Origin of the sequence: Legionella rubrilucens (assembly GCF_001468125.1) — a bacterium.
In the GTDB taxonomy this organism is placed as follows: domain Bacteria; phylum Pseudomonadota; class Gammaproteobacteria; order Legionellales; family Legionellaceae; genus Legionella_C; species Legionella_C rubrilucens.
The window spans coordinates 215221-240388 of the sequence record NZ_LNYT01000006.1; the positions used below are offsets into that span (position 1 = coordinate 215221).

The window sequence follows — 25168 nt, forward strand, 5'->3', positions numbered from 1 at the left end:
TTTCCTTAACAGAATACCTCTAACATTTTAATAGTAATCCATTTTTAACTTTTTGATTATCCAGGCCCCTGCAAAGGCGATAATGATCACAATGAATGAGGGCAAAAGCCTGGCCAGTAAAGAAGGATAAGCCAATAAAATAGCACCGACAAAAGCCAGAATAATGAAAGCGACATCGCGCAGATAAGCCTGATGCTTATCGGCCCATTTCTGCTTGAGCACGCCCATAATCAATAAAACCAGCAGGGACAGCGAGAAAAAATAAACCAGGTGGTAGATCAGGATGTAAACCATGCGTTGTCCGGAAGACAAAGGCTGCACAATCAGCCATTGCTGGAAAATTAACGCGAAATTGGGTGCGCAATTTTGTTGATAGGACTGAATAAGAACACCGGCCACCAAGGCTAAACCAAAGAGAAACCCCATGCCCTGGAAGCGCCCTCTCGGCGAGGGTTGTAAGCGACTCTCAACCACATAGAGGAGTAGAAGAATACCGGCAATCGCCGCCGGGATAATTAAGAAAGGAAGAATCTTGAAATACAGCGCCGTATTCGCCTGCTGCAAATAATGCGTTAACGTTGTCAATACCAGGTAAAAAACGCCCAACGCCCATTGGCGCGCAGGGGTTTTCTGGAGGGTTAAAAAGGAGATCAGGGCAAACAGACCCAAAATACCGCAGGGGCTTATGGCATCGATGAAGGCCATCATAGGTATAAACGAGCTGGCAGAGGGCGGATTGACAATGTTATTTTCATACCAGCTTGCCATTGCCCACTGCTGGAGGCTTTTGACTGTGGCCTGAGTCAACGCCCCGTCCTTTTCGATTTGTTGACGGCAATAAGTAAGCGCTTCGATTATTTTCTTTCCGGTGGTTTTGGCCCCATCAAAACCTGTCCAGCGCGAATCACAGAAAAAAATAGCCGGTACGGCATAATCATCCACGCCTTTTGTCCCCTGTTTTAAAAACTGACTGAAGGCATCGAGGGCGGCTTTATCTTCATTGATGTAATGCCGCTGGATTTCAAGCCATGTTTTTTCTTGACCCAAGGTATTAAAGAATTCATCAGCCTTGCGGCAATGCGGACAAGTGGTGGACAAAAAGAGATCAACTTTTAATATAACCTGCTGGTTGTCCTGCTTATACCAACGGAGAGGCGAAGGATTACCCCAGGTTGACACAATCCAACAGCCAAGGACAATCGCTAAGAGCAGTTTAAAAACCCGCATGATAACCCTTTATTCTTTTTATTTCACACTATAACCTGTCTACTGTCTCAATGTACATCCGCAATCATGCCTGCCCACATCCCCTAATTGTGACAGCTTACATGTGAATGTAATTTTCCAGATGCTCGATAACCCGGCTTTTCCCTTCGAGAAGATGAAACAGCACATCCCCGATGGACAAAATGGCAACGAGTTCATCTTTATCCTTGACCAGGACATGGCGCCGTTTGGTTTGAGTAATGACTTCCATGGCTTTTTCGACTGTGTCATTGACAGCCAGAATACTCACGTCTTTATAGACAATATCTGCTGCCGTCACCTGATCAGGCAATAGATTTTTATTCAGGCAGGAACGTACAATATCGCGCTCGCTGACAATACCCAGCAGTTCCTGATTGTCACGAACAACCAGTGCACCGATGTCTTTCTCTGTCATCAGCGAAACACAATCACAAACAGTAATCTGAGGTTCAACAAAAGCAATGGGACGGCGTGGGTGGGGTAACATAGAAGAGATGAGATCAGCCATGACACACTCCTGCTTAATGGAATATCAATCCGCCAGATTGTATAAATATAGCACAAATACACCGCCCAGGACGGGGTATTTGTGCCAGCGATTTAAGCAGGAAAACGCCTATCAGCTGACCACTTTCCAGGAGCCATCAGCTTGTCGGCAGGCTTTACCGTAAATTTCCTGGGTTTTGCCGCCGATGATGGCACGCGTGGTGTACTCGCGGCAAGGTTGTGAATTGCTGTAATAAGTACGGGTGGGTCTTACCGTGTAACGGTTACCGGAATCGGGGTTTTGCCAGACGACCGCTTTACCGGTTGGTGCCGTTTCCAGGGCGCGTTGCATTTCCAGACGGTCCAAGCGATCCATGGTACGACCGATATTACCGCCCAGGTAAGCGCCTAACAGGGCACCGCCGGCGGCTGCCGCCACTTTACCGGAACCACCGCCGAACTGGCTGCCGATGAGGCCGCCGACCACGCCGCCCGTTACCGTGCCAATTCCTTCATTATTAACCTGCGCACATCCGCTCAACAACAATGACGCTGAAACTGAGGCCAAAATTAATTTTTTCATGTGAGTTACCTGTTTAATCAGTTACAAAATCGGTTGCCATTCTACCATCTCGGTTAGATATTATCCATAATTTATGCACTGACAATTTTATCCTGGCGAACACGCGGAGAAAACTGACAGAGTAATTCGTAAGCAATTGTTCCTGCTGACATTGCAATCGTTTCTACAGGGATATACTGCCCCCAGAGTTCGACGGGCTCCCCGATTTTAACCGTCGGGCAATGGCTTAAATCAATGGTGAGCATGTCCATGGAAACACGCCCGACGATCGGGGCATGGACACCATTCACCCATACCGGCGTATTCTGGGCAATGTGCCGCGGGTACCCGTCGCCGTAACCCGCTGCCACAACGCCGATGACCGAAGGCTTGCTGGTTTGCCAGCTTCCTCCATAGCCGATCCTTGCCCCGGCGGGAAACTGATGGATTGCACTGATGGCCGAAACAAAACGCATTACCGGCACCAGGCCAAGCTGCTGTCCTGTTTGATTGATAAACGGTGAGACGCCATACAGCATAATCCCGGGCCGAACCACGTCGGCATGCGTATCCGGCAAGGCCATGATCGCTGCCGAATTGCTGATACTCTGGATTAACCGCCTGGAAGGTAAGGCCAGGTCGCGGTAAATCTGCATCTGGCTTTGATTACTGGGATTATCCGGCTCATCAGCGCTGGCCAGATGCGTCATTAAACCAATGTCGTCATCCACCCAGGGGCAGGCCATTAAGGCCTGAAGCACCTCATAACATTCTTCGGGTGCAAAACCCAGTCGATGCATGCCGGTATTGATTTTGACCCAGATTTTGATCGGTTTTGGCAGGGGATTAGCCACCAGCCACTGCAATTGATAGGGTTGATGGATCACGCATTGAAACTGCTGCTCACACACCACCGCGAGTTCGTCCGGAGTAAAAATGCCCTGAAACAACACACAATCACTGCGCGCACCCAGGCTTCGAATAGCGAGCGCTTCTTCAAGGCAAGCCACGCCAAACGCATCCACCTGCCCTTCCAGGGTGGGGACAACTTCCGACAAACCACAGCCATAGGCGTTGGCTTTGACCATGGCAATCACTTTCCTGCCCGGCGCAAACCGTTTCACGCATTGCACATTATGAAGAAGCGCCAGCGAATCAATCTGGACGCGAGTGGGCCTTGTCACTTAATCTACCCCTTGATAACCGTTAAACGCCAAATCTTCAAAGCGGGTGTATTTGCCGAGGAATGCGACACGCACCTTGCCGATCGGGCCATTACGCTGTTTGGCAATAATAATCTCAGCCACCCCTTTATCCGGACTGTCCTCGTTATAGACTTCGTCACGATAAATGAAGCAAATCAAATCCGCATCCTGCTCAATCGCGCCTGATTCACGCAGATCCGACATCACCGGGCGGCGATCACTGCGCTGCTCCAGGCTTCGGTTAAGCTGCGAGAGTGCGACGACCGGCACCTGCAACTCCTTGGCCAGTGCTTTAAGGCTTCGTGAAATTTCAGAAATCTCAGCCGTGCGGTTATCGGCTTTAAAACCCGGCACTTTCATCAATTGCAGGTAGTCGACCACGATTAAACCCAGTTGACCATGCTCTTTGGCCAGGCGCCTCGCCCGCGCTCGCATTTCCGAGGGGCTTAACGCCGGGGTATCATCGATGAACAGTGGTGCTTCGGATAACATATGCACGGCCGACGTTACCCGCGGCCAATCGTCGTCATCAAGTTTACCTGTCCGGATGCGGTGCTGATCAATCCGCCCTAACGAGGACATCATCCGCATGGCCAGCGAATCAGAAGGCATTTCCATTGAAAACACCAGCACCGGTTTGCCGCCGCGAATGGCGGCATGCTCAGCCATGTTCATCACCAGGGTGGTTTTACCCATGGACGGGCGGCCGGCAACGATGATGAGATCAGAAGGCTGTAATCCCGAAGTCATGGCATCCAGATCGCTTAAACCGGTTGCCAGGCCGGTGATGGCATCGCCATTATGATAAAGGGCATCAATTTTTTCTACAGCCTTCACCAGAATGGACTTGATGCTCTCAGGCCCGCCGTCGCCGCCGGTTTGCTCGGCAATCGCGAAAACGCGGGTTTCTGCCAAATCCAGTAATTCCGGTACTTCCCGTCCAGAAGGATTATAAGCCGCGTCCGCAATTTCACCCGCAATGGCAATCAATTGACGCTGGACTGATTTCTCGCGAACGATGTCGGCGTAGGCCGAAATATTGGCCACGCTTGGCGTGTTATTCGCCAACTCGAACAGGTAGGTTTCCCCGCCGGCATCATCCAAATCATTATTGGATTTAAGCATGTCAAGCAGTGTAACCACATCAAAGGGTTGTTCACGCTTGGACAATTCGACGATGGTACGGAATAACACCCGATGCTCGGTGCGATAAAAATCCGCTTCGCAGAGTTTGGTGCTGATTTTGTCCCAAACCTGATTGTCCAGCATGACGCCGCCAATAATGGATTGCTCAGCCTCCACCGAGTGCGGGGGACGCTTTAAGGGGTCGACTGCCGCTGTTTTTCGCGTTTGAACCTCAACCATCATTTTGCCATCGTATGAACCAGACAGCTATTGTATTGAAGTTTGCAGAAAATGCCAAAGCCATCGAGCAAATGGTATCAAGGCCGGCTAAACACGGGTTACGCTTAAATTGAGCCAAAAATTTTGGCAGAATGATTCTACTCAAAGCAATTTTCGTTATTTTTCAAAGAGAGTAACGCGAAGGACTGGTCACTTAGCAATCTTCATCACACCACAGCCCGGCTGTTGAAAGAGATTATAAGTTTATCATCGAGTTCCCAACTCTAAATTAAAAATAATGCCCGTATTGTTTCATTGAAATAAATAGCTCGTCATCCCGTCTCTTTCCTCAGTCGCTACCGTAATCTGTTTGAGGAAAATGAATGAAAAAGAATTTGATTCTTATGAATTCAGGAAAAAATCCCGATTCTGATTGCGTATTAGAGCCGTGCAAAACCTGCACGAAGAAGAAAAGAGCCTGGGTAAATTTAGTGTTCGAGTATTATCCACCCTCTCTGTTGTCTTGTGTCATGAGAGTCGTTTACGATTTGACGTGGAAATAAAAAATCCAATGGCCAAGGCCATTGGATTTCATTGAATCAGTGATTACCTCACCCAAACCTGAGTACGACCCAGAACAGAAACACCCACATAACCGCGAACGTACAGTTTATTGCCTTTTAACGTCATTTTGGCACGGTAAACTTTACCGGTTTTTGGATCAAGGATTTGGCCGCCGTCCCATTCGCCATTGCCTTTGTCTTTCAAACCCCAGACAAATCGCAGGCCTTGAATGGGTTTGCCTTTAAAGCCACCCGGGCATTTGGAACAAATACCGGTGTCGCCGGCCTGGGGGTAAACTTTAACGATGGTACCGCTTAACGTATTGCCTGACACATTGATACGAACAACAGCGCGTTTTTTACCGGTGACATCATCAATGGTGGTCCAGGTTCCGGCTGGTGAGGCAGCCATGACAGCAGGAACAAACAACATCATGACGATCACTGCAAACAACGATTTCAACTGTTCCATGAAATTTCTCCTTGATTTTCATCAATGAAAGAATAGGCCAGGTTGCCCCGCTTTGCAATTGTTTGCCGGTACTCTTTCTTTTTACTGAACGTCAAGCGGTGTGAACAGGACTTCCAAATCGCGGTCCGTTAATAAATCGAGGTGATGGCTATTATCCGCCAGAATGCCCTCAAATAGCGCCCGTTTCCGCGACTGCATGGCAAGAATGGCTTCTTCCACCGTCCCGCGGGTAATGAGTTTGTAAACAAACACGGGGTTTTCCTGGCCAATGCGGTGACTGCGATCGGTGGCCTGCTCTTCAGCCGCGGGATTCCACCAGGGATCATAATGAATCACGGTATCCGCTCGGGTCAGATTTAACCCTGTCCCTCCGGCTTTAAGGCTGATTAAGAAGATGGACGCCTTGCCCTGCTGGAATTGATTCACCAGGTCCTGGCGGTTTTGAGTCTGACCGGTGAGTTTAAGGTAAGTGTACCGCCGCCGCTCCAATTGTTCTTCAATGAGTTTCAGCATGGACGTGAACTGGGAAAACACCAGAATCCGCCGGTCTTCTTCCACCAGATTGTCCAGCAAATCGAGCAGCGCATCAAGCTTGGCAGAAAAGCCGTGGGCGATTGCCGCACCCGGAATGGAAAGCAGGCGCGGATCACAACAAACCTGCCTTAATTTAAGCAAGGCATCCAACAGAACAATATGACTTTTTCCCATCCCCTGACGGGCGATGGCCTCCCTGACTTTTTTTTCCATGCTGATGCGGATGGTTTCATACAAATCGCGCTGATTGCCTGCCAGTTCAATCAGGCGAACCATTTCCGTTTTCGGCGGCAACTCGCTGGCCACCTGATTTTTATTGCGCCTCAGCATAAACGGACGTACCCGTGCGGCTAATAATTCCCGCCGTGTGTCATCGCCGTCCTTTTCAATGGGTGTTTTAAAGAAGCGGCGAAATTGCTTGGCATCCCCCAGCAACCCCGGCATTAAGAAATGAAACAGAGACCACAGCTCACCCAGATGATTTTCAAGCGGTGTCCCGGAAAGGCACAAGCGATGCGTGGCCTTCACCTGCTGAATGATCTGCGTGGTTTTAGCCCGGGCATTTTTAATGGATTGCGCCTCATCCAAAATGAGGTAGTAAAACGGATAATCAATAAAACGGCTCTTGTCGCGTTGAATCAATCCATAGGTGGAAATGACCAAATCATAGCCGTCAAACTCATCCTGATGCCGTTCCTGCCCATGAAAAATGAGTACCTTGAGTTCTGGTGTAAAGCGTTTGGCTTCTTCAAACCAGTTCACCACCAGGCTGGTTGGCGCCACAATCAAGCTGGCTTTTTGAAGACGGCCCTGCTCCTTTTCAAGCTGCATGTGGGCCAGTGTCTGAACGGTTTTACCCAACCCCATGTCATCAGCCAGCACACCGCCCAAACAGCATTCCCGCAGCAGTTGCAGCCAGTTTAATCCCTGTTGCTGGTAATCGCGAAGCATGGCCTTTAAACCCGCCGGCGGTCTGATTTGTTCAAGCCGTGACAAATCAACCAGTTTCTGCAGTTGCATTCTTATCGCTTCACCACCATGCCAACGCAAGGCCGCGGCGGCCAATGCCTGTTCGGTTTCACGAATGAGCATGAGTTGGTGGCGGCTGATTGTCAGGCTGTCCCCTTCGTGAAGAGAGCGGGTGCCGTATTGCATTAAAAAATTCACCAGCGGTTTGATTCGCCCCAGATTCACCCGGAGCGCTTTGCCATTGGCTAAGGACAATTTAACGGTTTGATCATCGGGCAACTGCTGGATATCGGTTGATTGCCATTGGTTAATCAATGCAGCGACAACCGGCACGATATTGACGGGCCGGCCTTCCACCAGGATACCCAGTTGATAGGAAAAGAAATCCGTGCCCTGCTCTTTAAAATCGGAATACCATTCCACCTGCGCTTCATCGACGACTTCCTCGTACAAAGGATGCAGAAATTCCACCTGCCACTGCTTGCTTTTAAGTAAAGGGATGACCTGCTGGTACAGGCGAGTCAGATCCTCTTCGTGATGATAATGGCTTAAGACCTCAATGTCGGTGGTCTTTAGATCAAACTTTAACCGCTCATCCACGGAAGGTTTTCTTAAATTCAGGATTTGAGTTATTTCCTGTTGCTGCTGCTTCTCGGCTGAAAAATCCCGCTCCAGACGGATAAGGTTCTGCCCTTCCTCAAACACCACAACAGGAAACGGGTCTTCGGCGTTGAATTCAAAACCTGAGTAATCAAAAGCCAGGTGCACGTAAAATAAAACACCCGCCGGGTTTGGATTGACAACCGGCTCCTCTTGTTCCGCGGCATCAAAGCGAACAATGCCGCGCGGTTTGCCGCGGCGCACTTCCCGATGAATAAAAGGATTCGGTAGAGGAAGGGCTTCATTGATGCTTCGGATTAGTTCAATGGCTGCTGCGACGTCGTCCAGCGCCACCGGCGGCAGGGCTAGAACCTGTTTTAACTGGACCAAGGGAACAGGGATGGTCATCAAACCGCATTCATCACCGACTGGGTCGATATACCAGGGTTTGTCAAGAAACAGGTAATCCAGGGATTCCTGCTCATGTTTCAGTACCGGCCTCTGAAAACCGTCTTTCTCTAACTGCCAGCAGAGTTCAGCATCCAGACCGTCTCCCCAGTGCAGCAAACACTCGTCTTCGTAACGATAGGCACGTTGTGTTTTTAAAATCTTTTCCAGCAATTCGCTGTTGCGGACAGGCAAACGGTCAAAGCTCCCCTGAATACGTCCCTTGAGCTGCAATTGCGCGATGATTTCTTCGTCATCATCGGTAAAAAACTGGCGGCGACTTTCGGTAATGGTGGTGAAAAGACTCATTTTCCCCAAACTGCGGCGTTTCAGGCGTTTAGCCAAAGCCAGTCTGACGATGACCCGATCGTCATGCTGGCCGTGTTCAAACGTCAGAAGATAAACCACCGCATGCGTACCCGTCTGCTGGACCGGCGGTTGTTTATCACGCAGGGTGTGCAGCCATTCGTTTAAAGTCTGACTCGGGTTTTCAGCCGAAGGGGCGGGAATGGTGATTTGTTCTTTAATTTGCAAAGCCAATAAGCTGGCCGCCGCATGTTTGCAATTGGTTGTGTAATGACAAGTGCAATGAGCCGGTTTGGCCGGCCAGGACTTCAGGTCGATGTGCACATCGTAAATCTGATGGGAACGGCCTTTGACACGTGCCTTTAAAAGGCCGTCACTTAAACGAATATTAAGGACGAAGCCGCGCTGCTGATAATCCTGACCATGCATCAGCACGGAAGGAAGAAAAACATCGGCCATCCGTGATAAGGCATCCTTCAACATAAAGTATCTATATTTGCAAAGTTAAACCGATCATTGTAGCAAATTTTATCGATGCAATACAGTTGCTCTGCTGAAACAAACGGCATGCACCGTTTGTTTCAGCAGAAGTGACAGGCTAGGTGGCGTAGTTCGTGAACGAGCTATTAGGCGCATCGTCGTCTTCGATCGTCGTTTGCACAAGGTTAGAACTCATGTCACCGCTGGGGCTTCCCTGATCAAACGAGTCATCTTGAGTGGGTTTGCTGTTATCGTTCGTCTTCAGCTGATCCATCAGAAGGGCCGAGCGTTGGTCCGATGACGCACCCGGATGAACAAAAAAAGTACACGCCGGCACCGGGTTCACTGCAATCCGCCCAAAGCTGCCAAAGGAATGGTTAAGGCGCAGTCTGGATTTGGTACGAATGCTGTCATACTCCTCCTGCGGCTCGACAAGCAGCGCCTCGGCTGCCAGCGTGGTGGTGCGCACTAACTCTTCCTGGGTTTTGGGCCGGTAAACACAGAGATAGCCCTCACTGTTTTTAACTGTTTGGCAATCCAGGCTTAACAGCAACAGCAATTCCTGCATCGTCGCTGTGGGTTCGATACCGCCATGATACATGGAGTCGTTAATTCTGGAGGTTTCTACAGTGGAACCATCGTATTGACGCATTTCTGCAGCGAGGCTGTAGATGTATTTGACAAAATCACCGGATAAAACCGCTTTTTCCATCTCAGGAAACTGAGGCTCAACGATTTGAATCTCGTAATTAAACATCAACAAGGCAATAAGCCAGGCACGATTAATCTGCGGAGACCATTTATCGTCATCGCAATTTAAATACGCCCCTTCACCGGGATTCTGTCTGACCTTAGCCAGTACACTGCGGGAGGATCCAATCCAGGCAACGGGCTGTTGCTGGGATTCCCTGGCTAAAGCATCAAACAAGTGAAGTTTAATTAATTCAAATACAAATTCGTCTTGATCAAATCGTTTGCCGCCCAGCAACCCCTGCATTTTAGCCACACGGACTTTTTCACCGATATTCCACTGCGGCGCTTCATAAAGGATACGGCCCAACAGGAAATCGCCTAGTTCCGTATTGAACGACAATTCGCCTGAACAAGCCAGTTCGACAATTTTTTTCTTGTCCTGATGAAGAATCTGAGCCAACAGATTACTGGGGTATTTTTTAACAAAATGCTGTAAAGGCTCCAAATGATCCATGAGCCCTGGCCATTGTTTCATGTACGAGTGAACAGCCAAGGTAAAATAGGACGAGACGGAAGCCGTTTGAGTGTAAAAGCCGCCCTTTCTGAAGGTGAAAGGCGTGTCATCTTCCTCATCAGAGCCTAGATCATCCACCTCGTCATCAGAAGGATCCGGCAATTGATAAATCACTTTATAGGGACTGAAGATGGCATCAAAATCTTTCAATTTAGCCTTCTCAACCCGCAAATAAGCCGCCAGGATTTCCCCTGCTTTTTTCGTTGCATCCGGTAACAACTGAGCCAGTTTTTCCTTGTAGACACTGAGCGTGCCTTTCAGCGCAATCAGTTCGGCTTTTTCTTCATTGTTGAGAAAGGCGGCAATGGCATCCAGCTTGGCGTCAAGCTTTTTTGCTAGGGTCAGGGGTGTCATGGAAATGGTGTACGTAATCAGCGAGGGTAGACTGGTCAATATTTGACCTGCCAATACCAAATCATCCTGGGCCGTTTTGGAAGTGGTATTTTCTAACCACCCTATGAGTGTATCATAATTGGTCATAGCTGTTACCTGAATAGAGAAGAGAAGGGCGCATGTCAACACCCATTTGGAGAGACATTAGAACACATAGTGTATATTTTGAATACAGTCATATCGGAAAAATAAGAAATTTTTAGATTATCTTTACAAGGTAGCGCGATAATTGTAAATTGTGCTCACAAATAAATCAGTCTCGTCATTATGGAAAGAAAATGGATAGAGAAAACACCTTTCGGCAACTGCAGATTTACAGTGATCTTCTAGATAAATTAATCGAGGACGTAGCCCAATTCGAGAGCCGCCATCCAATGGATTACCTTCAATCCATTGAGATTGCGGTGACTAATCTGCTGGTTGATCATGCCAATTCCGGCCTGAATGCAAGCAGTGCTGAATGTCCCGAAACCAAAACCGCCTCCCCCACTGACCATCCCTCAGTAACCGACGTGGAATCCATGGCAGTGATATGTCAGGAAAAGCTCCAAAAATGCCGTCAGAAATACGAGCCTTACTGCGAAAAGGCAGAAAAAATAACCAGAAAATTAATGACGGAATTTCAGGACACTTACCCTGTTTTGGGGAATTATTACACCTCAGGCGAATTTCGCTACGATAAAAAGGGCACCCGACTCCTCTTTAGACATGCGGGGCTTTCACTCTTTAATCATTATGTCAGTGATCAAATGAATACCTGGCAAACCATCCGCTTTGACCTCCCGAGGCTTTACCATTTAAGCGGCGGAAAAAAAAATGCTCACAATGCGTTAACGAATTTACTTAACCCGGATAATGACCAATTTATTGATGCCATTGAATTCGGTCCGCTGGGATTGCATGATGAAATCGGTCAGCTCGCCATTTTAAGGCTGAGGGAATTATCCTTTAGCGCCGACAAGGGAGAAAAAGTCAACGCCTACAAAGTATTAAAGAGGTATTTGTCCCTGCAGGTCAAAGACGCCCCCTTGTACATTGACTTTAAAGCCCTGGAAATCGAAATCCTGAAACTCGCTTTTTATGCCTTGATGCACCCGGATAACAAAATCGTCTGGCTCGGCACGTCACGGGCTGTGAACGCCATGATCAACCACCATGCCGGTGACGCCATCTATTTAAACCCTGAACCTGCAAAATTAAACTGGCAATTGAACAAGGCCTGGCTCCTGGCCGCCCGAATACTGGGTTATCGATTTGAGTTGGTCGAACAGCATTTCCCCAACATTGAAGCGGCGATGTTAACGCGAAATCCGGCCCTGTTTCTCGAAGAATTGATAAAAGAAATGCGTTCGCCAGCTTTTGTTTCCCAATACAATGGCAGTGATGCCCCAACATCAACCGCTCAGGAAGTTCTGCTCCTGCTCAGCGCAGGCTGCAGCGTACGTAAACAGACGAACGGCCGTATGTGCCTGTTGCCCGCGTCCTCATTCGAAGCGCCTGGAAAAAGCCATTACGGACGGTTTTCAAAAGCGCACAGTTATAGCTTCTTCCCAACATCCTCCCCGCCTCCGCTTGAACAGCGCCACCACCATTTCCTCCCGCCTGGGCAGGAAAATGATAGCCCGTCTCTGGTTTTGTCGTTGACAGACAATGAGACGAGTGAGAGTACGTCAATCGGGCTATCCTAATCAGGCTATTATGATAGTATAAGCCGTCCTGAATTAACTGAGCCTGCTGTCATGAATAAAACGCTTGATATTCTGCTTGCCCAGGTCAACATGACCGTGGGGGCAATTCACGCGAATGCGGAAACGATATCGACCATTGTTCAGGCAAAGCAATCCTCGCATGATGTGCTGTTATTCCCTGAGCTGGCGCTGACCGGCTACCCGCCTGAAGATCTGCTCCTGCGTCCTGAATTTCATCGGCAGGTAGAGGAGGCGTTACAGGGGCTTGCGAAGCAGGTTGGGGATTGTCATGTTATTCTCGGCCATCCTTTGTTTGAAAATGACCGCTGCTATAATGCCGCAAGCGTTCTTCACCGCGGTCAAATCATTGCTAGGTACCGCAAGCAGAAATTACCCAATTACGGCGTTTTTGACGAGAGGCGTTATTTCACCCCGGGCCCGGAAACCGCCTGCATTCTCACCATTAACGGTTACAAGCTGGGTCTTTGCATTTGCGAAGATCTCTGGCAAACCGGTCCGGTTGAAGCCCTCCTTGCCGAGGGGGCCGATGGCCTGCTGTGCCTTAACGCCTCCCCCTTTGATTATGAAAAATACGAGCGTCGTGTTGAATTGTTGTCGTCCTACGCCCGTCAGGGTCTGGCTGTTTTTTATGTCAATTTAATCGGAGGCCAGGATGAATTGCTGTTCGACGGCCAATCCTTAGCTTTTGATAACAAAGGCAACCTCTGCGCCCGATTGCCGGCATTTAAAGAGACGACCCAATCCGTCTCCTTTAACAAGGACCAGGTGACAGGCCCGATGGAACCCCTGATGGATCCCACAGCCCTGCTTTACGAGGCCTTGGTCTGTGCCGTACGTGACTACGTCAATAAAAACCGCTTCCCCGGGGTGCTGCTTGGGCTTTCCGGCGGGATTGACTCCGCCCTCACCTTAGCCATTGCCGCCGATGCCCTCGGGTCATCGCGCGTACACGCCGTATTAATGCCTTCGCGCTACACGGCCGACATGAGTGTCGCCGATGCGCAGCGTCAATTGCAGGCCATGCAGGTCTCGGGTACGGTTATTCCCATTGAGCCTGCTTTTCAAAGCCTCTTGTCCATTTTAGCCCCATCCTTTGAGGGTTTGCCGACCGATACCACGGAGGAAAATCTGCAGGCGCGTATTCGTGGGATGTTATTGATGGCCTTGTCCAATAAAACTGGAAACATGGTGCTGGTCACCAGCAATAAAAGTGAAACAGCCGTGGGCTATGCCACCCTTTACGGCGACATGGCCGGTGGCTTTGCTGTGCTTAAAGACGTGCTCAAAACCAGGGTGTATGAATTGGCCGCTTACCGTAACAGCCTGTCAGCCATCATTCCGCAGCGTGTGATCACGCGTGCGCCCTCTGCTGAACTGGCTCCCAATCAGACCGATCAGGACAGCTTACCGGATTATGCCACCCTGGATGCGATCATTCAGGATTACATGGAAAACAATCTCGATGCAGAAACGATTATCCACAAGGGCTTCGACCCTGCCATTGTGCATCGCGTGATCCAATTGATTCAACGCAATGAATACAAAAGACGACAGGCTGCTCCCGGCCCCAAAGTAAGTCCTCGTGCCTTTGGTCGCGAATGGCGCTACCCGATTACCAATGGCTATGAGCAGCGCCCTGAACAAAACCGGTTTGAGAAAGCCCGCTTTACGTCGTCGGGCTAGTGCAATAGTACTCGTCCTCATTCAACCATTCCCCATCCTCAGGCGTGGCGTCTGGATTTTCTAACGGTGGTGGCGGCGGCGGCATGTAATCGTCAATCACGACTGGATTCAGCACGGGGTTAACCGGTTTACGGTATTCGTCAATGACTTGCGCGCCAAACAGGGTAGCCACGGCTGAAAATTGAGACACCAGCTTCTTCTTTTTCTCAGCCACTGCTTTTTTGTCCGTTTGCTGATATGCCGTTTCTTTTTCGTCCTTAGTGGTGCTTTTCACTTTGGCCGCATGCCCCCCCAGGCATTTTTCCAGCGCGGCAAATTGAGCAACATTGATTTTTAACACCGGCTTAACCGCTTCTTCAACCCGCACTGCAGCAGGTATGCGCGACAATTTGGTAATCAGCCCGCGTAATTTTTCCTTATCCTCGGCCTGCACCGCTTCTGGTTCAATGTTCCCTAAGCCATCAAGCATCGTGTGGTACTCTTCCCAGGCATCGGTATTCACTGCTTTCGCCGCGCCATCCTGCCATTGATATAAAACCCATAACGATTTTTCACGGGTGAGAATGTAAGCCCCAAGACGCGGCGCAGGCAATCGCGGCAACTCGTTGGTGAACAGCAGTTCACAACTGAATCTCTTTTGCATCAACTGCAAGAGGCTTTTTTGCTTTTCATTATCCACCGCATGACGGGTTGACACACGCAACAGCAGGGATTTAAAAAACAGCACATTGTTTTTGTCGCTTAAATCCCGTGTCTTAAGGTACTCATAGGCCCTGGGGTATCTTTTTAAATCAATGGCATGGCTTCTTCCAAGGCTGTCGTACCAGGTCAACGCCTCGGTTTTTTCATCGAGTGTAAACGCCGAAGTCAGGCCTTCCAGGTCATTGGGTGCTGGATTTTTCAACAAATTGATTTTATCAAGGAACGATTCCAGCAGGATGCGGCATTGCGCTTTAATTTTAGCGTTGTTTTTATCATCAATACTCACCGATTTACCAAGCAGGGCCTGTAATTCTTTATTGGCTAATAACAATTCTTTTTTGCCGGTGCTGTCATACCAACCCATGTACCAGCTCGTTTTATTTTTTACAAAGTAAACGGCGTATTTTTCGGTTTTTTTTGCAGCAAACGCACGGGCAGCGTCTTCTGTGTCAAACCAGGCGATTTCATCCAACTCTTTCTCTTTGCGTTGATTAATCAGATTCAATTCCCTTTGTCGCGCTGCTTTAACGGCGATTTCATTTTGCTGCGTTTTGACCACCAGGGCGATTTGTTCCTTGAGCAAAGGGGTTAAGGCATCGATGATGTGGGTTCGAAGGTATTCATCCGTTTCCTTGTCATAGCCCGGCACAGCCTTGATTAACCCCAGGAGCAGACGGGTATTGGCCGATGTAGTTGTCCAGTTCCCATCCGATATAAACACCTGCAAAGTCTGCAGACGCAGCAGCGGATCGGGTAATTTAAGATCCATTTCGGCTTTGTTAAAATTATCGCTGCGTTGGCGGGAGTATCTGTATATCCAACGCCAGAGATAAGACTCTTTAGGCTCATCATAATCCGCATGCGCTTTGGCAAAGATTTGTTCTAATTTTTTTTTACCTGCTTCACTGGTGTCCGAAATTAAATCAATCAACCCTTGAGTAAATTTTTCCAGATTATTAATTATTTTTGCCATGCTCAACCTCCTTTTTGATAGCACATCTAATCATCTTAGCCCAGTATCTGATAAAGTAACAATAAAAAGCCGCTTGCAAAATCAAAGCAAAACGCTAACATGAATTGGTTTTAACATAATAATAATAGGTAAGTTATGAGAACTGCACTTCTTTCCGCTGCATTGCTGACGTCCAGCGCTGCATTTTCTGCCATTCCGGTTGACGGTTGGTATGCCAGCGTTTTCGGCGGTTACAGTTATCTTCCCGATAATGTCAGCACAGCCAAATACGGTTTGTTCTACAGTGATGCTTCTTACACCAGCGGCTTTAACGCCGGGGGAAGAATCGGTTATAAAAGTTCACCACTTCGCTACGAGGCTGAATTAACCTATATTGAGGCCGATACACGCCAGTTTGAGGTGAATTTCGTTCGCCAGAATGGCGTTAGCGGCGAAGCCATCGCCACGGCTTTAATGGCCAATGTGTATTATGATTTCCCTGAAATTGTACCGGCGATAGAACCTTACCTCGGTGCAGGCCTGGGGTATGCCTGGGTTGAAACAACACTGAAAAGCAGCGGTCCCTTTGGCCCCAATCGCTTTAAGGACTCCAATAACGTCTTTGCTTACCAGGCCACGGCCGGATTGACTTACAATTTTGCTGAAAATTATTCCGTGGATGCCGGTTACCGTTACTTTGCCACGCAGCGAGTCAGCGCTTTTAACAAAACATTCCAGGCGCATTTAGCCAGTGTCGGGGTCACATACCGTTTTGACGTGGCGAATTACAAATAAGGACGTTGTTCATGAAGAATTCTTTTCGTATGGGTTTAGCCGCGATGGCTTTACTGGCTGGCAGTGCAAGCCATGCCGTCAATCCGGTTCAGGGTTGGTACTTAAGCCTTGGCGGCGGCGCCTCCCACATCACCGATCTTGATTTTACCTTCAATAACCCGGTTTTGGGCATCAACGACAGTGCAGCCACCTTAACTTACTCGCTGGGTGGGGACGCGTTCGGATCACTGGGTTACCGCTGGAATAAATTCCGTTTTGAAGGCGAACTTTTCTTTAATTATGATCAGTTTGATAAAATTCAATCCGGTACCTTTGTTCTGCGCAATCACACCACGCCCAACGGTTTCGACATGGAAGGCAAAACCGTCATTATCGGCGGTCTCGTCAATGCCCTCTACGAAATGTATCAGGCTGGAGGGGATGGCAGCTTTGTACCCTACCTGGGTTTAGGCTTAGGTTATGGGACTGTCCGCAGCAACTTCAAGTTATATAATGTCAATTACAACAACAGCCAGGTGCCCATTTTTGAAAACAAGGAATCCTCCAGTGCTGCGATGGCTCAGGGTATTCTCGGCATCAGCTATTTCCTTGATGATTTTGCCGCCTTCGGTCTGGATTTTCGTTATTTAGCCACCAGCCGCGTCGACTCCCTGGATGCGAGCCTGCGCATTCCGACGGTTAATGTCAGCTTTATCTACGCCCTGGATTCTTCCTCTTAATCCCGTTTCCCGTATTGGCCTGCTGATACGGGAAAAAGACAGCCGATTGGTTGCCTAATCGCGTAAGACTGCCTATGATCGAGGTATCTTTCCATGAAGGTTAACCCATGACTTACCTTATCGCACCCTCCCTGTTGTCTGCAGACATGACTCGTCTTGGCGACGAAGTAAAAGCGGTCATGGAGGCCGGAGCAGACATGATTCATTTCGACGTCATGGACAATCATTACGTACCGAATCTGACCATTGGGCCCTTAGTCTGCGAGGCACTGCACAAGCGGTTTCCTGACGTCCTCATCGATGTACATCTCATGACCATGCCCATCGACGATCTTATTGTGCAATTTGCCAAAGCCGGGGCCAAACGGCTCAGCATCCATCCCGATGCCACGATCCATCTGGACCGAAGCCTCACCCTCATTGAGCAACAGGGTTGTGAAACAGGGTTGGTGTTAAATCCATCCACCTCGCCGGATTGCCTGCAATGGGTAGCTCACCGCCTTGACTTTGTTTTAATCATGACCGTCAACCCGGGTTTTGGCGGGCAACGTTTGATTCCTGAGGTTATTGACAAAATTACCTTCATTCACCATCGTTACCCCCATTTACCCATCTGTGTGGATGGCGGCGTCAGTGAAAATAATATTGCGGCGCTGGCACGTGCAGGAGCTACCCAATTTGTTGCCGGTTCTGCTATATTCTCTACTGCAGATTACGGCAAGGCCATTGCCGCCATGCGCAAACAACTGGATTGCATCGGTTAGCGGTGTTTATAGGGATATACACAAAAATAACCATCGCGTTAACTTCTAACATTGAGCGTTTCACCGAATGCTCACGTCTTTAATGAGAGACTATGAAAAAGTTTTTACTTGTGCTGTGGTTAATTGGCGTCACAGGATTCGCCCATGGCGCATCAGGCAACGCCTACCTGACGCGTTTTATGGCTTACCTTGAGTGGAGCCAGAATTTACCGGACCATCCCGACGACACTTTTTTTACTTTTATCAGTGAAGACACGCCGCTTGCCAATAAATTACGTAACCGCTGGCTCTATCATCTCGCGCAAAACAAGGATTGGCCAAACTACCTCAAATATTACAAACCCACGTCCGACGTCAACCTGCAATGTTTTAAAAACCTGGCCAATTATTACCAGGGTAATACCGTGGCCGCCATGCAGGATACCCGGGCGATCTGGTTATCAGGCAACTCTCAACCGCCGGGATGCAACCGACTGCTGGACATGTATGTGAAAAGCGATCAATTCAATGAAAACTTGATTACGGAGCGCATCATTCTTGCCCTGGATAAACGCAATCTCCCTTTAGTCCGTTATCTGCTTAAACAATACAAAAAACCCCGCCTTGAGGATCAGGCACTGCTCATGGGCATCCATCAATCCCCTGGGCGCATCCTGTTGTTAACACCGGGCGGCCTGCATGGCGAATTTTACCTTTACGGCTTAAAACGCATGGTTTCCATCAACATGGATCAGGCGCTTAACTACTGGCAAAATCCCAAAACGAAAAAAATGCTCTCCCCAGCCCAGCAACAGGCTTTTTTAGCGCATTTAACTCTCTACAAAGCCATGCGCAATCATGAAGACACCGCGTTCTGGTTTGCCAAAATTCAACCCGCCTTTTATGACTCCACCCTACTGGATTGGCAGATTCGTTTTGCTTTAAAACGCGGGCAATGGCGGCAGGTGGAAAAATTAATCCAGCATTCCCCGGAAAAAGACAATCCCTGCTGGCAGTACTGGCTGGCACGGGCTATGGAAAAGCAGGGTCGTCAGGAGCAGGCACGCGAAATTTATAAAACCCTGGCACAAACCCGACATTATTATGGTTTTTTAGCCAGCGTACGCATTCATAAAAACCCCAATTTTCAGAATGAAAAAGCCGTGACTGACTTGAACCTGCTGAAACCGTATAAACCATTTACCGATAACATCAAATCCCTGTATCACTCAAAACAAACCCTGCAGGCCTCGCGTCTTTTAAATGATTTCGCCAGCGAATTGCCGAAAAGCGATAAAAGCGCGCTGGCTTTCTGGGTTTCCAACACCCTGCAATGGCATGATAAATCACTGGCTTTAAGCAATAACGACGAATTAAGCAATCAGTTATCCCTGCGCTTCCCCCTGGCCTATCAAAGCACCATTACCCAGCACTCTAAAAATCATCAGGTTCCCCAGGAACTGATTTATGCCATTATTCGTCAGGAAAGCAGTTTTCGTGAGGATGTCGTTTCCGTGGCGGGTGCAAGAGGGCTCATGCAGCTCATGCCTGCAACAGCTGTGGTGGTGGCGAAACTGGGAAAAATTCCTTATGGCGACAAGGCTCAACTCTTTTTATCACAGAAAAACATCAGCATCGGCGTGGCTTATCTTGCCACGCTGGCTAAACGCTTTAATCGTCACCCGCTGTTAATTGCTGCGGCTTACAATGCAGGCCCCCGGCAGGTGAATTACTGGCTGAAAAATCATCCGCCGAGAGAAATTGATGTCTGGATTGATACCCTGCCCTGGCATGAAACCCGCAACTACTTAAAAAATGTCATTTCGTTTTATGCGGTCTACCAATTCCGCATGCAGAAAAAAATCGATTTGAGTGCGTTTATGAGGCCGTTGATGTAAAAATTCCTATACTCAGCCGGTAGTGATCTCAACACCTAAGGTTGCCCTGCCCTTATCAGGCTATGGCGCTAGTGGGAAAGCTGGCAAACCCGTTGTGCGTCTGAAGGGTCCGGCCATGTAAAAACCCACGGCACCAAACCTGGCGTAAAATGACTCTCTCTTTACAGTATGCGTTGGTGATCGTAGCCAGGCTCAATCATCTTGTACTCTTCGTGGTAAATCCTGTAGCGGAAATGAACACCTGCTCTTTTTCCTCTTCCGAATGCGCTTCAAACACTCGGATTTGACGAAAAAGATGGTACTTTAAATAGCATAAACGAACATCGCCAATGAACGTATTTTCAAGTGTAGACCAATAATTAAACAATGTGGAAGCAGGGAAAGTAGCAAGGCATTCCGATTGAAATGCCTTGTCATAGTGAATTACGCTTTTGCAAAGGCGCGCTTTAAGGCATCAGCGGAGGCGCTGAATGCGAGCAACGCGGCTTCGTAATGCGAGGGCAAAGCGCAAAAATCATGGAGGATACCGCCAAACTCGATGAATTGTGCGTCATTACCCGCCTCAGCCAGCTTTTGATAATACAGTTTGGCATCATCATGAATGGGATCGCATTCGGCAGCAATAATTAAAGCCGGAGGCAGATGGCTGAAATCCGTTTGAAACTGAGGGTTAGCAATCGGATTTTTTTCATCCCCTGAATTTAAATATTGCTTACGCATCCAATGCAGGGTTTCTGTTTCCAGGAAATAGCCTTGGGCATAAGTTTTGTCGGATTCCGTGGTGTTGTTGAGATCAACCCAGGGGTAATACAGTAACTGGAAGCAAATAGCCACGTCTTTATTTTTTTTAGCCTGATGGCAAATGCTTGCAGCCACGTTGCCGCCCGCACTGTCGCCGCCGACAGCAACGACGCCATTGCCGCCCAGTTCTTTGGCATGCTTTTGTACATAACGAACCACGCGATAGCAATCATCATGTGCGGTAGGGAACTTGTGCTCAGGGGCTCGGCGATAATCAACAGCCACCACCATGCAATGAGCGCCTTCACACAATGCGCGGCAGGTGTAGTCGAGAAAATCAGGATCGCCAAAAACAAAGCCGCCGCCATGACAATAAACCAGGGCCGGTAAATCATTATTATTTTTCATCGGCTTGTAGATGCGAACACCTGTTTTAACCCCCTCGATATCCAGATGCCGGTTTTCTACCTGCACCTCAATCGGTTTTAATTTGCCAGGGACAGGCGCAATCAGTTTATTAAAGGCAACTCGGGCCTTTTCAGGGGGCAATTCCAGCAGATTGGCGCCATTCAAGGCACTGCCGGCCCTTTCCGTCAGACGTTTGATAAACGCGGTGGAATCAGGGTTTATTTTATGAGACATGGTATCTATCCTTCCTTTGAGCAAGATCATTGAGTCACTGACTTATTAACCATAGCATAAATAAGTTCTTTTTCACTATGTCTTATAAAGTAGCCGTAGTAGGTTCATAGTCTTCTATCAATGCGCCACCCCATGATTCATGCCGGATGATTTCAACTTCCTCGCCCTTTTTGATCGGAAGTGGATGGAGCACGTCCTTCATCAATCGTCCCATGTCTTTCACCAGATCACGCGAAGACATGATGGAAAGGTGCCCATGGCGGGCATAACGTTTAAGCGCATCCGGATGCTCCTTGATGTAGTCTTTGGCATACCCATACTCCAACGGAACAATGCCGTCTTCCAGGGCTTCGACAAAATGATGGGGAATGTTTGATGTGAGCAGCTTTTTATTCAATTCCTCGAGGAATGGGCTGTCCAGTTCCATTTCTGAAACGGAGGAAGAGAACCAGGACAGGGGCGGCAGAGCAAGATAAGATCCAGAGTAGGGAGCGCAGATGCCAATGCATAATAACGGTTCGATGTCACCTTCCTCCGCCAAATCCTCTGCAGCCTTGGTCACCACCAGCCCTCCCCGGGAGTGCCCCATGAACATCACGCGCTTGTGCTTATTGATCTTGACTTTTTTAATTAATTGGCTGGAAAAGTCATTAATGCTCAAGCCCTGTCCCCGCCCTTCAAAGGAAACCAAATGAATAGACTCGACTTCTTCCGGCAATCCCTGCTCAATCAGGCGTTCGGCAATTCGGGTAAAGGCAGCCGGCCTGTCGGCCGTACCATGAACACAATAAATCGCAACACCATCCCGGCCTTCTACCGGTTTGTAGTTCGGATTTTTATAGACCAAATCATTGGCCGGCGAGGTCAGCCAATAAAACGTGTGGGTTAAAACGCCGGTATAACTGACCGGTTGATTTTTAGCAAACAGCCTGCAAAATTTTCCGAGCATGCTACATCCTGTATAAAAATCAGCTTGTGTTCCTATTAAAACGCATGATGGTGTAATTTGCACGCCGAACCGCTTCATCCATCGCTTCTTGGGGTGACTTGAGGCCTGCAAATATCGCTTCCATGGCCTCGTCATTAATGGTGCGGATTAGATTTTGCGGTCCCAGATGCAAAGCGGCCTGCGCCCCGTCATGAAGCAAATCCGCCTGAGCCACCATCAATGTGGGGTGATGACTGTCGGCAAAACGTTGATAAACGCCCTGCATACCCACTGGAATATAACCAGTATGCTCATGCCACCGCTGTTGAATCTCAGGCTGGGTAAGGAATCGATAAAAACGGGCAATCGCATGATAAACCGCCGGCGTATGTCCCTGTACCGCCCACAGGGCCGCGCCTCCGGCGACATTGGGATGACGGGAGCCAGAAGCCTGGTTATCGAGAGGTAACGGCGCGACGCCCACACGAAAAGGCACCAGAGCCGACAGGCTGCTGTAACTTCCGGATGACTGACTGAACATGGCACAGCGTCCACTGGTAAACAGGACGGTTGCGTCGCTGGTTCGGCCGCCGTATTCAAAATAATGCAGGGATTGCCATTTTTTAAGCCGCTGTAAATGGCGAATAACCTGTTCATTGTTGTAAACGGCCTGATGGGTTGTGCTATCAATCAGCGGTAATCCGTGCAACGCGGAAAAGGCTTCAACTTGAATCCACGACGGGTAAGCCGAACTGTAGGCACACGCCGCTCCCCGAGCTCGAAGCGCGGCAGCCAGCGTCTCCATCTCATCCCAGGTTTCAGGGAAATGAGCGGCATCGTAGCCCGCTTTCTGCAAGAGATCCGCATTGTAGAAAATAACCGGCACTGAGGTATTGAAAGGCAAAGCCTGTAGTTTACCGCCCCGGCTGTAAAAGGCACGAACAGCCGGTAAAAAATCGTCCTTATCCAGGGTATACCCGCTTTCCTTCATCAACTCATCCACCGGTTTGATGATCCCTGCCGGGGCCAGCATAGTGGCGGTACCCACTTCAAACACCTGAATGATCATGGGCGGCTGCTTCGCGCGAAAGGCGGCAGCAAAACTGGTGAGGGAATCGATGTAGTCGCCCTTGTAGACCGGTTTTATCCGCGCTTCATTCTGAGAGTGATTAAATTCATCAACCAGCTGCGTCAATTCCTGTCCCAGACGGCCGGCTAAAGAATGCCAGAAAATGACTTCAACGGGCTTGGCAAAGGCGACTATCACCTTGAACAGCAAACAAAGAACAAGGACAAATGGCTTCATAACAACAAATCAGGATAATCACTGAAAACGGCATCCACGCCCCAGTCAAACAGCTTCAAGGCCAACCGTTTACGATTGACGGTATAAGCCAGCACCAGATACCCTTTTTCTTTCATGGCCCCTACCCTGTCGGCATTGAGCGCCCGGTGATTTAAATGGATGGAATAGCATTGCAGTTCCTCGGCCTGCTGTTGCCAATCGTCCTCCCAACGGTCAAACAATAACCCAATGGGCATTTCCGGGGCCAAAGAACGGTACAGCGTTAACGCCGTCTGATCAAAGCTGGAAACAAGCGGCGCAGGCTTGTTCGCCGGCCAGTAACGATTGATGAAGGATAACACGGTTGCCGCCGTCTGCTCCGATTGCCCGGGATAGGGTTTGATTTCAATGTTGGCATTGACATTGGCAAAGGTCATCCATTTAAGAACCTCACGGAAATGAGGAATTTTCTCGCCGCGAAACGTACGCGAAAACCAGCTTCCGGCATCCAGCGTTTGCAGGTATTCGGCAGTCACCAGACCAATTTGCCCCTGACCATTGGTGGTTCGTTTCAACGATTCATCATGAAACACAAACGGTTCGCCGTCGGCGCTTAACATGACATCAAATTCCAGAAAACGACACCCCAGACTTAAGGCTTTATCGAAAGCGGCTAAGGTGTTTTCCGGTGCATACGCGGAGGCGCCGCGATGGCCAATGATTTTTTCAATGACTGGGGCTTGCAACAGCATGGCTTGCCTCGCGATTGGATGCGGCTTCGACCACAGCGGTCATGGTTAATTCATTGCTGACAGCAATGGCAGGCGCGGCAATGGATGTGGCATACATCACCTGGGCTTCTTTCGCCTGATAGGCTCTCGGTTGCGCCACAGGGGCTTCCCCATCGGTGATGTACAGGCGGTTCACACTGTAATGCTGCTCGCCGTAGACTTTGTTTAAACGCGCGATTTCTTCATTCACCAACTGATACAGTTTCTGGCGCAACTGCGATTTCACCACTTGAATTTCTTCAAGGCTCGGCTTGAATTCAACGCCGCTTATCGTATAAGTCGCACCGGGTTTGCTGACGTCTTTTGCATTTTGATAAATATTGGTCAGGTTTGCTTGAGGGACACGGACCTGAGCGGCAACATAGAGTTTATCGAGACCGGAATTATCCTGTGAGCGATCAAACTGCGTGATATGCCATTCGCCTTTGGCAATCCTGTTTAAATGATCCATGATGTCCGCGCGTGCCTTCACTAAATCGGCGCTGTTTAAGGTGGCGTTGATAGCCACCGTCAGCAGCGCTGTCTGAGTACTTACCCACTGTTTAGCTGAGACTTGAAAGTCAATTTTATCAAGCAGCATCGGCGGCGGTGGCGGATTGGCAATGGCGCAGAACGGGGACAGCGTTGCCAAAACAAGCATTGCAGCGATTTTTTTCATGCGTTTCTCCAGATGACTTTCAAGCGTTAATTCCTTAGTGTATACC

At 49.0% G+C, this 25168-nt stretch carries 20 protein-coding genes; 6 read left to right on the forward strand and 14 right to left on the reverse strand.

Annotated elements, in window-relative coordinates; genetic code table 11:
• Positions 1 to 27: 27 nt before the first annotated feature.
• The 8 genes from Lrub_RS03230 to Lrub_RS03265 all read right to left on the reverse strand — a co-directional run bounded on the left by Lrub_RS03230 (position 28) and on the right by Lrub_RS03265 (position 10963).
• Positions 28 to 1227 (reverse strand): glutaredoxin family protein, encoded by a 1200-nt coding sequence (locus Lrub_RS03230; protein WP_058530760.1) that lies wholly within the window; start codon positions 1225 to 1227, stop codon positions 28 to 30.
• A 97-nt stretch (positions 1228 to 1324) separates the two neighbouring features.
• Positions 1325 to 1756, reverse strand: coding sequence for a CBS domain-containing protein (locus Lrub_RS03235; protein WP_058530761.1), 432 nt, complete (start codon positions 1754 to 1756; stop codon positions 1325 to 1327).
• A gap of 111 nt (positions 1757 to 1867) precedes the next feature.
• Complete coding sequence (locus Lrub_RS03240; RefSeq protein WP_058527145.1) at positions 1868 to 2317, reverse strand: RT0821/Lpp0805 family surface protein; 450 nt, start codon at positions 2315 to 2317, stop codon at positions 1868 to 1870.
• A 71-nt stretch (positions 2318 to 2388) separates the two neighbouring features.
• Complete coding sequence (alr, locus tag Lrub_RS03245; RefSeq protein ID WP_058530762.1) at positions 2389 to 3480, reverse strand: alanine racemase; 1092 nt, start codon at positions 3478 to 3480, stop codon at positions 2389 to 2391.
• On the reverse strand, positions 3481 to 4866 hold the full coding sequence (dnaB, locus tag Lrub_RS03250; RefSeq protein ID WP_058530763.1) for a replicative DNA helicase: 1386 nt from the start codon (positions 4864 to 4866) through the stop codon (positions 3481 to 3483).
• A 585-nt stretch (positions 4867 to 5451) separates the two neighbouring features.
• Entirely contained in the window at positions 5452 to 5844 is a 393-nt protein-coding gene (locus Lrub_RS03255; protein ID WP_420324163.1) for a DUF2147 domain-containing protein, read from the reverse strand.
• Positions 5845 to 5961: 117 nt separating this feature from the next.
• Positions 5962 to 9219 (reverse strand): DEAD/DEAH box helicase, encoded by a 3258-nt coding sequence (locus tag Lrub_RS03260; protein ID WP_058530765.1) that lies wholly within the window; start codon positions 9217 to 9219, stop codon positions 5962 to 5964.
• A 115-nt stretch (positions 9220 to 9334) separates the two neighbouring features.
• The gene (locus tag Lrub_RS03265) at positions 9335 to 10963 is read right to left on the reverse strand and encodes a hypothetical protein (RefSeq protein WP_058530766.1); all 1629 of its coding nucleotides are present in this window, start codon (positions 10961 to 10963) and stop codon (positions 9335 to 9337) included.
• A gap of 191 nt (positions 10964 to 11154) precedes the next feature.
• Between Lrub_RS03265 and Lrub_RS03270 the strand changes: the two genes are divergently transcribed.
• Both Lrub_RS03270 and Lrub_RS03275 read left to right on the forward strand, forming a co-directional pair.
• Positions 11155 to 12564 carry a hypothetical protein gene (locus tag Lrub_RS03270; protein ID WP_058530767.1) on the forward strand — a complete coding sequence of 470 codons (1410 nt, stop codon included), beginning with the start codon at positions 11155 to 11157 and terminating at the stop codon, positions 12562 to 12564.
• Between the two features lie 51 nt (positions 12565 to 12615).
• Positions 12616 to 14268: an NAD+ synthase gene (locus Lrub_RS03275; protein WP_058530768.1), complete on the forward strand. Its 1653-nt coding sequence runs from the start codon at positions 12616 to 12618 to the stop codon at positions 14266 to 14268.
• Here Lrub_RS03275 and Lrub_RS03280 read toward each other — a convergent pair.
• Entirely contained in the window at positions 14252 to 15943 is a 1692-nt protein-coding gene (locus tag Lrub_RS03280) for a hypothetical protein (RefSeq protein WP_058530769.1), read from the reverse strand. The two genes, Lrub_RS03275 and Lrub_RS03280, sit on opposite strands and share 17 nt — an antisense overlap.
• A gap of 135 nt (positions 15944 to 16078) precedes the next feature.
• Here Lrub_RS03280 and Lrub_RS03285 point away from each other — a divergent pair, with 135 nt between their 5' ends.
• From Lrub_RS03285 to Lrub_RS03300, 4 genes are all read left to right on the forward strand, one after another.
• Positions 16079 to 16717, forward strand: a complete 639-nt coding sequence (locus Lrub_RS03285; RefSeq protein ID WP_058530770.1) for an outer membrane protein — start codon at positions 16079 to 16081, stop codon at positions 16715 to 16717.
• Between the two features lie 11 nt (positions 16718 to 16728).
• Positions 16729 to 17436 (forward strand): outer membrane beta-barrel protein, encoded by a 708-nt coding sequence (locus Lrub_RS03290; protein WP_058530771.1) that lies wholly within the window; start codon positions 16729 to 16731, stop codon positions 17434 to 17436.
• A gap of 107 nt (positions 17437 to 17543) precedes the next feature.
• The gene (gene rpe, locus Lrub_RS03295) at positions 17544 to 18200 is read left to right on the forward strand and encodes a ribulose-phosphate 3-epimerase (protein ID WP_058530772.1); all 657 of its coding nucleotides are present in this window, start codon (positions 17544 to 17546) and stop codon (positions 18198 to 18200) included.
• Between the two features lie 92 nt (positions 18201 to 18292).
• Complete coding sequence (locus Lrub_RS03300; protein ID WP_058530773.1) at positions 18293 to 20077, forward strand: transglycosylase SLT domain-containing protein; 1785 nt, start codon at positions 18293 to 18295, stop codon at positions 20075 to 20077.
• A gap of 423 nt (positions 20078 to 20500) precedes the next feature.
• Here the strand turns inward: Lrub_RS03300 and Lrub_RS03305 are convergent, their stop codons facing one another.
• From Lrub_RS03305 to Lrub_RS03325, 5 genes are all read right to left on the reverse strand, one after another.
• On the reverse strand, positions 20501 to 21460 hold the full coding sequence (locus Lrub_RS03305; protein WP_058530774.1) for an alpha/beta hydrolase: 960 nt from the start codon (positions 21458 to 21460) through the stop codon (positions 20501 to 20503).
• A gap of 82 nt (positions 21461 to 21542) precedes the next feature.
• The gene (locus tag Lrub_RS03310) at positions 21543 to 22409 is read right to left on the reverse strand and encodes an alpha/beta hydrolase (RefSeq protein WP_058530775.1); all 867 of its coding nucleotides are present in this window, start codon (positions 22407 to 22409) and stop codon (positions 21543 to 21545) included.
• Between the two features lie 19 nt (positions 22410 to 22428).
• Positions 22429 to 23694 carry an extracellular solute-binding protein gene (locus tag Lrub_RS03315; protein ID WP_058530776.1) on the reverse strand — a complete coding sequence of 422 codons (1266 nt, stop codon included), beginning with the start codon at positions 23692 to 23694 and terminating at the stop codon, positions 22429 to 22431.
• Positions 23691 to 24425, reverse strand: coding sequence for a glycerophosphodiester phosphodiesterase (gene ugpQ, locus Lrub_RS03320; RefSeq protein WP_058530777.1), 735 nt, complete (start codon positions 24423 to 24425; stop codon positions 23691 to 23693). Before ugpQ ends, Lrub_RS03315 begins: the two co-directional genes overlap by 4 nt.
• Positions 24400 to 25122, reverse strand: coding sequence for a hypothetical protein (locus Lrub_RS03325; protein WP_058530778.1), 723 nt, complete (start codon positions 25120 to 25122; stop codon positions 24400 to 24402). The genes ugpQ and Lrub_RS03325 overlap by 26 nt, the downstream gene beginning before the upstream one ends.
• Positions 25123 to 25168: the final 46 nt, after the last annotated feature.

What these genes read in the sequence shown, in the direction of transcription:
- Lrub_RS03230 (WP_058530760.1), bottom strand. Translation starts at nt 1,227, where the DNA reads ATGCGGGTTTTTAAACTGCTCTTAGCGATTGTCCTTGGCTGTTGGATT.
- Lrub_RS03235 (WP_058530761.1), bottom strand. Translation starts at nt 1,756, where the DNA reads ATGGCTGATCTCATCTCTTCTATGTTACCCCACCCACGCCGTCCCATT.
- Lrub_RS03240 (WP_058527145.1), bottom strand. Translation starts at nt 2,317, where the DNA reads ATGAAAAAATTAATTTTGGCCTCAGTTTCAGCGTCATTGTTGTTGAGC.
- dnaB (WP_058530763.1), bottom strand. Translation starts at nt 4,866, where the DNA reads ATGGTTGAGGTTCAAACGCGAAAAACAGCGGCAGTCGACCCCTTAAAG.
- Lrub_RS03255 (WP_420324163.1), bottom strand. Translation starts at nt 5,844, where the DNA reads ATGATGTTGTTTGTTCCTGCTGTCATGGCTGCCTCACCAGCCGGAACC.
- Lrub_RS03260 (WP_058530765.1), bottom strand. Translation starts at nt 9,219, where the DNA reads ATGTTGAAGGATGCCTTATCACGGATGGCCGATGTTTTTCTTCCTTCC.
- Lrub_RS03265 (WP_058530766.1), bottom strand. Translation starts at nt 10,963, where the DNA reads ATGACCAATTATGATACACTCATAGGGTGGTTAGAAAATACCACTTCC.
- Lrub_RS03270 (WP_058530767.1), top strand. Translation starts at nt 11,155, where the DNA reads ATGGATAGAGAAAACACCTTTCGGCAACTGCAGATTTACAGTGATCTT.
- Lrub_RS03275 (WP_058530768.1), top strand. Translation starts at nt 12,616, where the DNA reads ATGAATAAAACGCTTGATATTCTGCTTGCCCAGGTCAACATGACCGTG.
- Lrub_RS03280 (WP_058530769.1), bottom strand. Translation starts at nt 15,943, where the DNA reads ATGGCAAAAATAATTAATAATCTGGAAAAATTTACTCAAGGGTTGATT.
- Lrub_RS03285 (WP_058530770.1), top strand. Translation starts at nt 16,079, where the DNA reads ATGAGAACTGCACTTCTTTCCGCTGCATTGCTGACGTCCAGCGCTGCA.
- Lrub_RS03290 (WP_058530771.1), top strand. Translation starts at nt 16,729, where the DNA reads ATGAAGAATTCTTTTCGTATGGGTTTAGCCGCGATGGCTTTACTGGCT.
- rpe (WP_058530772.1), top strand. Translation starts at nt 17,544, where the DNA reads ATGACTTACCTTATCGCACCCTCCCTGTTGTCTGCAGACATGACTCGT.
- Lrub_RS03300 (WP_058530773.1), top strand. Translation starts at nt 18,293, where the DNA reads ATGAAAAAGTTTTTACTTGTGCTGTGGTTAATTGGCGTCACAGGATTC.
- Lrub_RS03305 (WP_058530774.1), bottom strand. Translation starts at nt 21,460, where the DNA reads ATGTCTCATAAAATAAACCCTGATTCCACCGCGTTTATCAAACGTCTG.
- Lrub_RS03310 (WP_058530775.1), bottom strand. Translation starts at nt 22,409, where the DNA reads ATGCTCGGAAAATTTTGCAGGCTGTTTGCTAAAAATCAACCGGTCAGT.
- Lrub_RS03315 (WP_058530776.1), bottom strand. Translation starts at nt 23,694, where the DNA reads ATGAAGCCATTTGTCCTTGTTCTTTGTTTGCTGTTCAAGGTGATAGTC.
- ugpQ (WP_058530777.1), bottom strand. Translation starts at nt 24,425, where the DNA reads ATGCTGTTGCAAGCCCCAGTCATTGAAAAAATCATTGGCCATCGCGGC.
- Lrub_RS03325 (WP_058530778.1), bottom strand. Translation starts at nt 25,122, where the DNA reads ATGAAAAAAATCGCTGCAATGCTTGTTTTGGCAACGCTGTCCCCGTTC.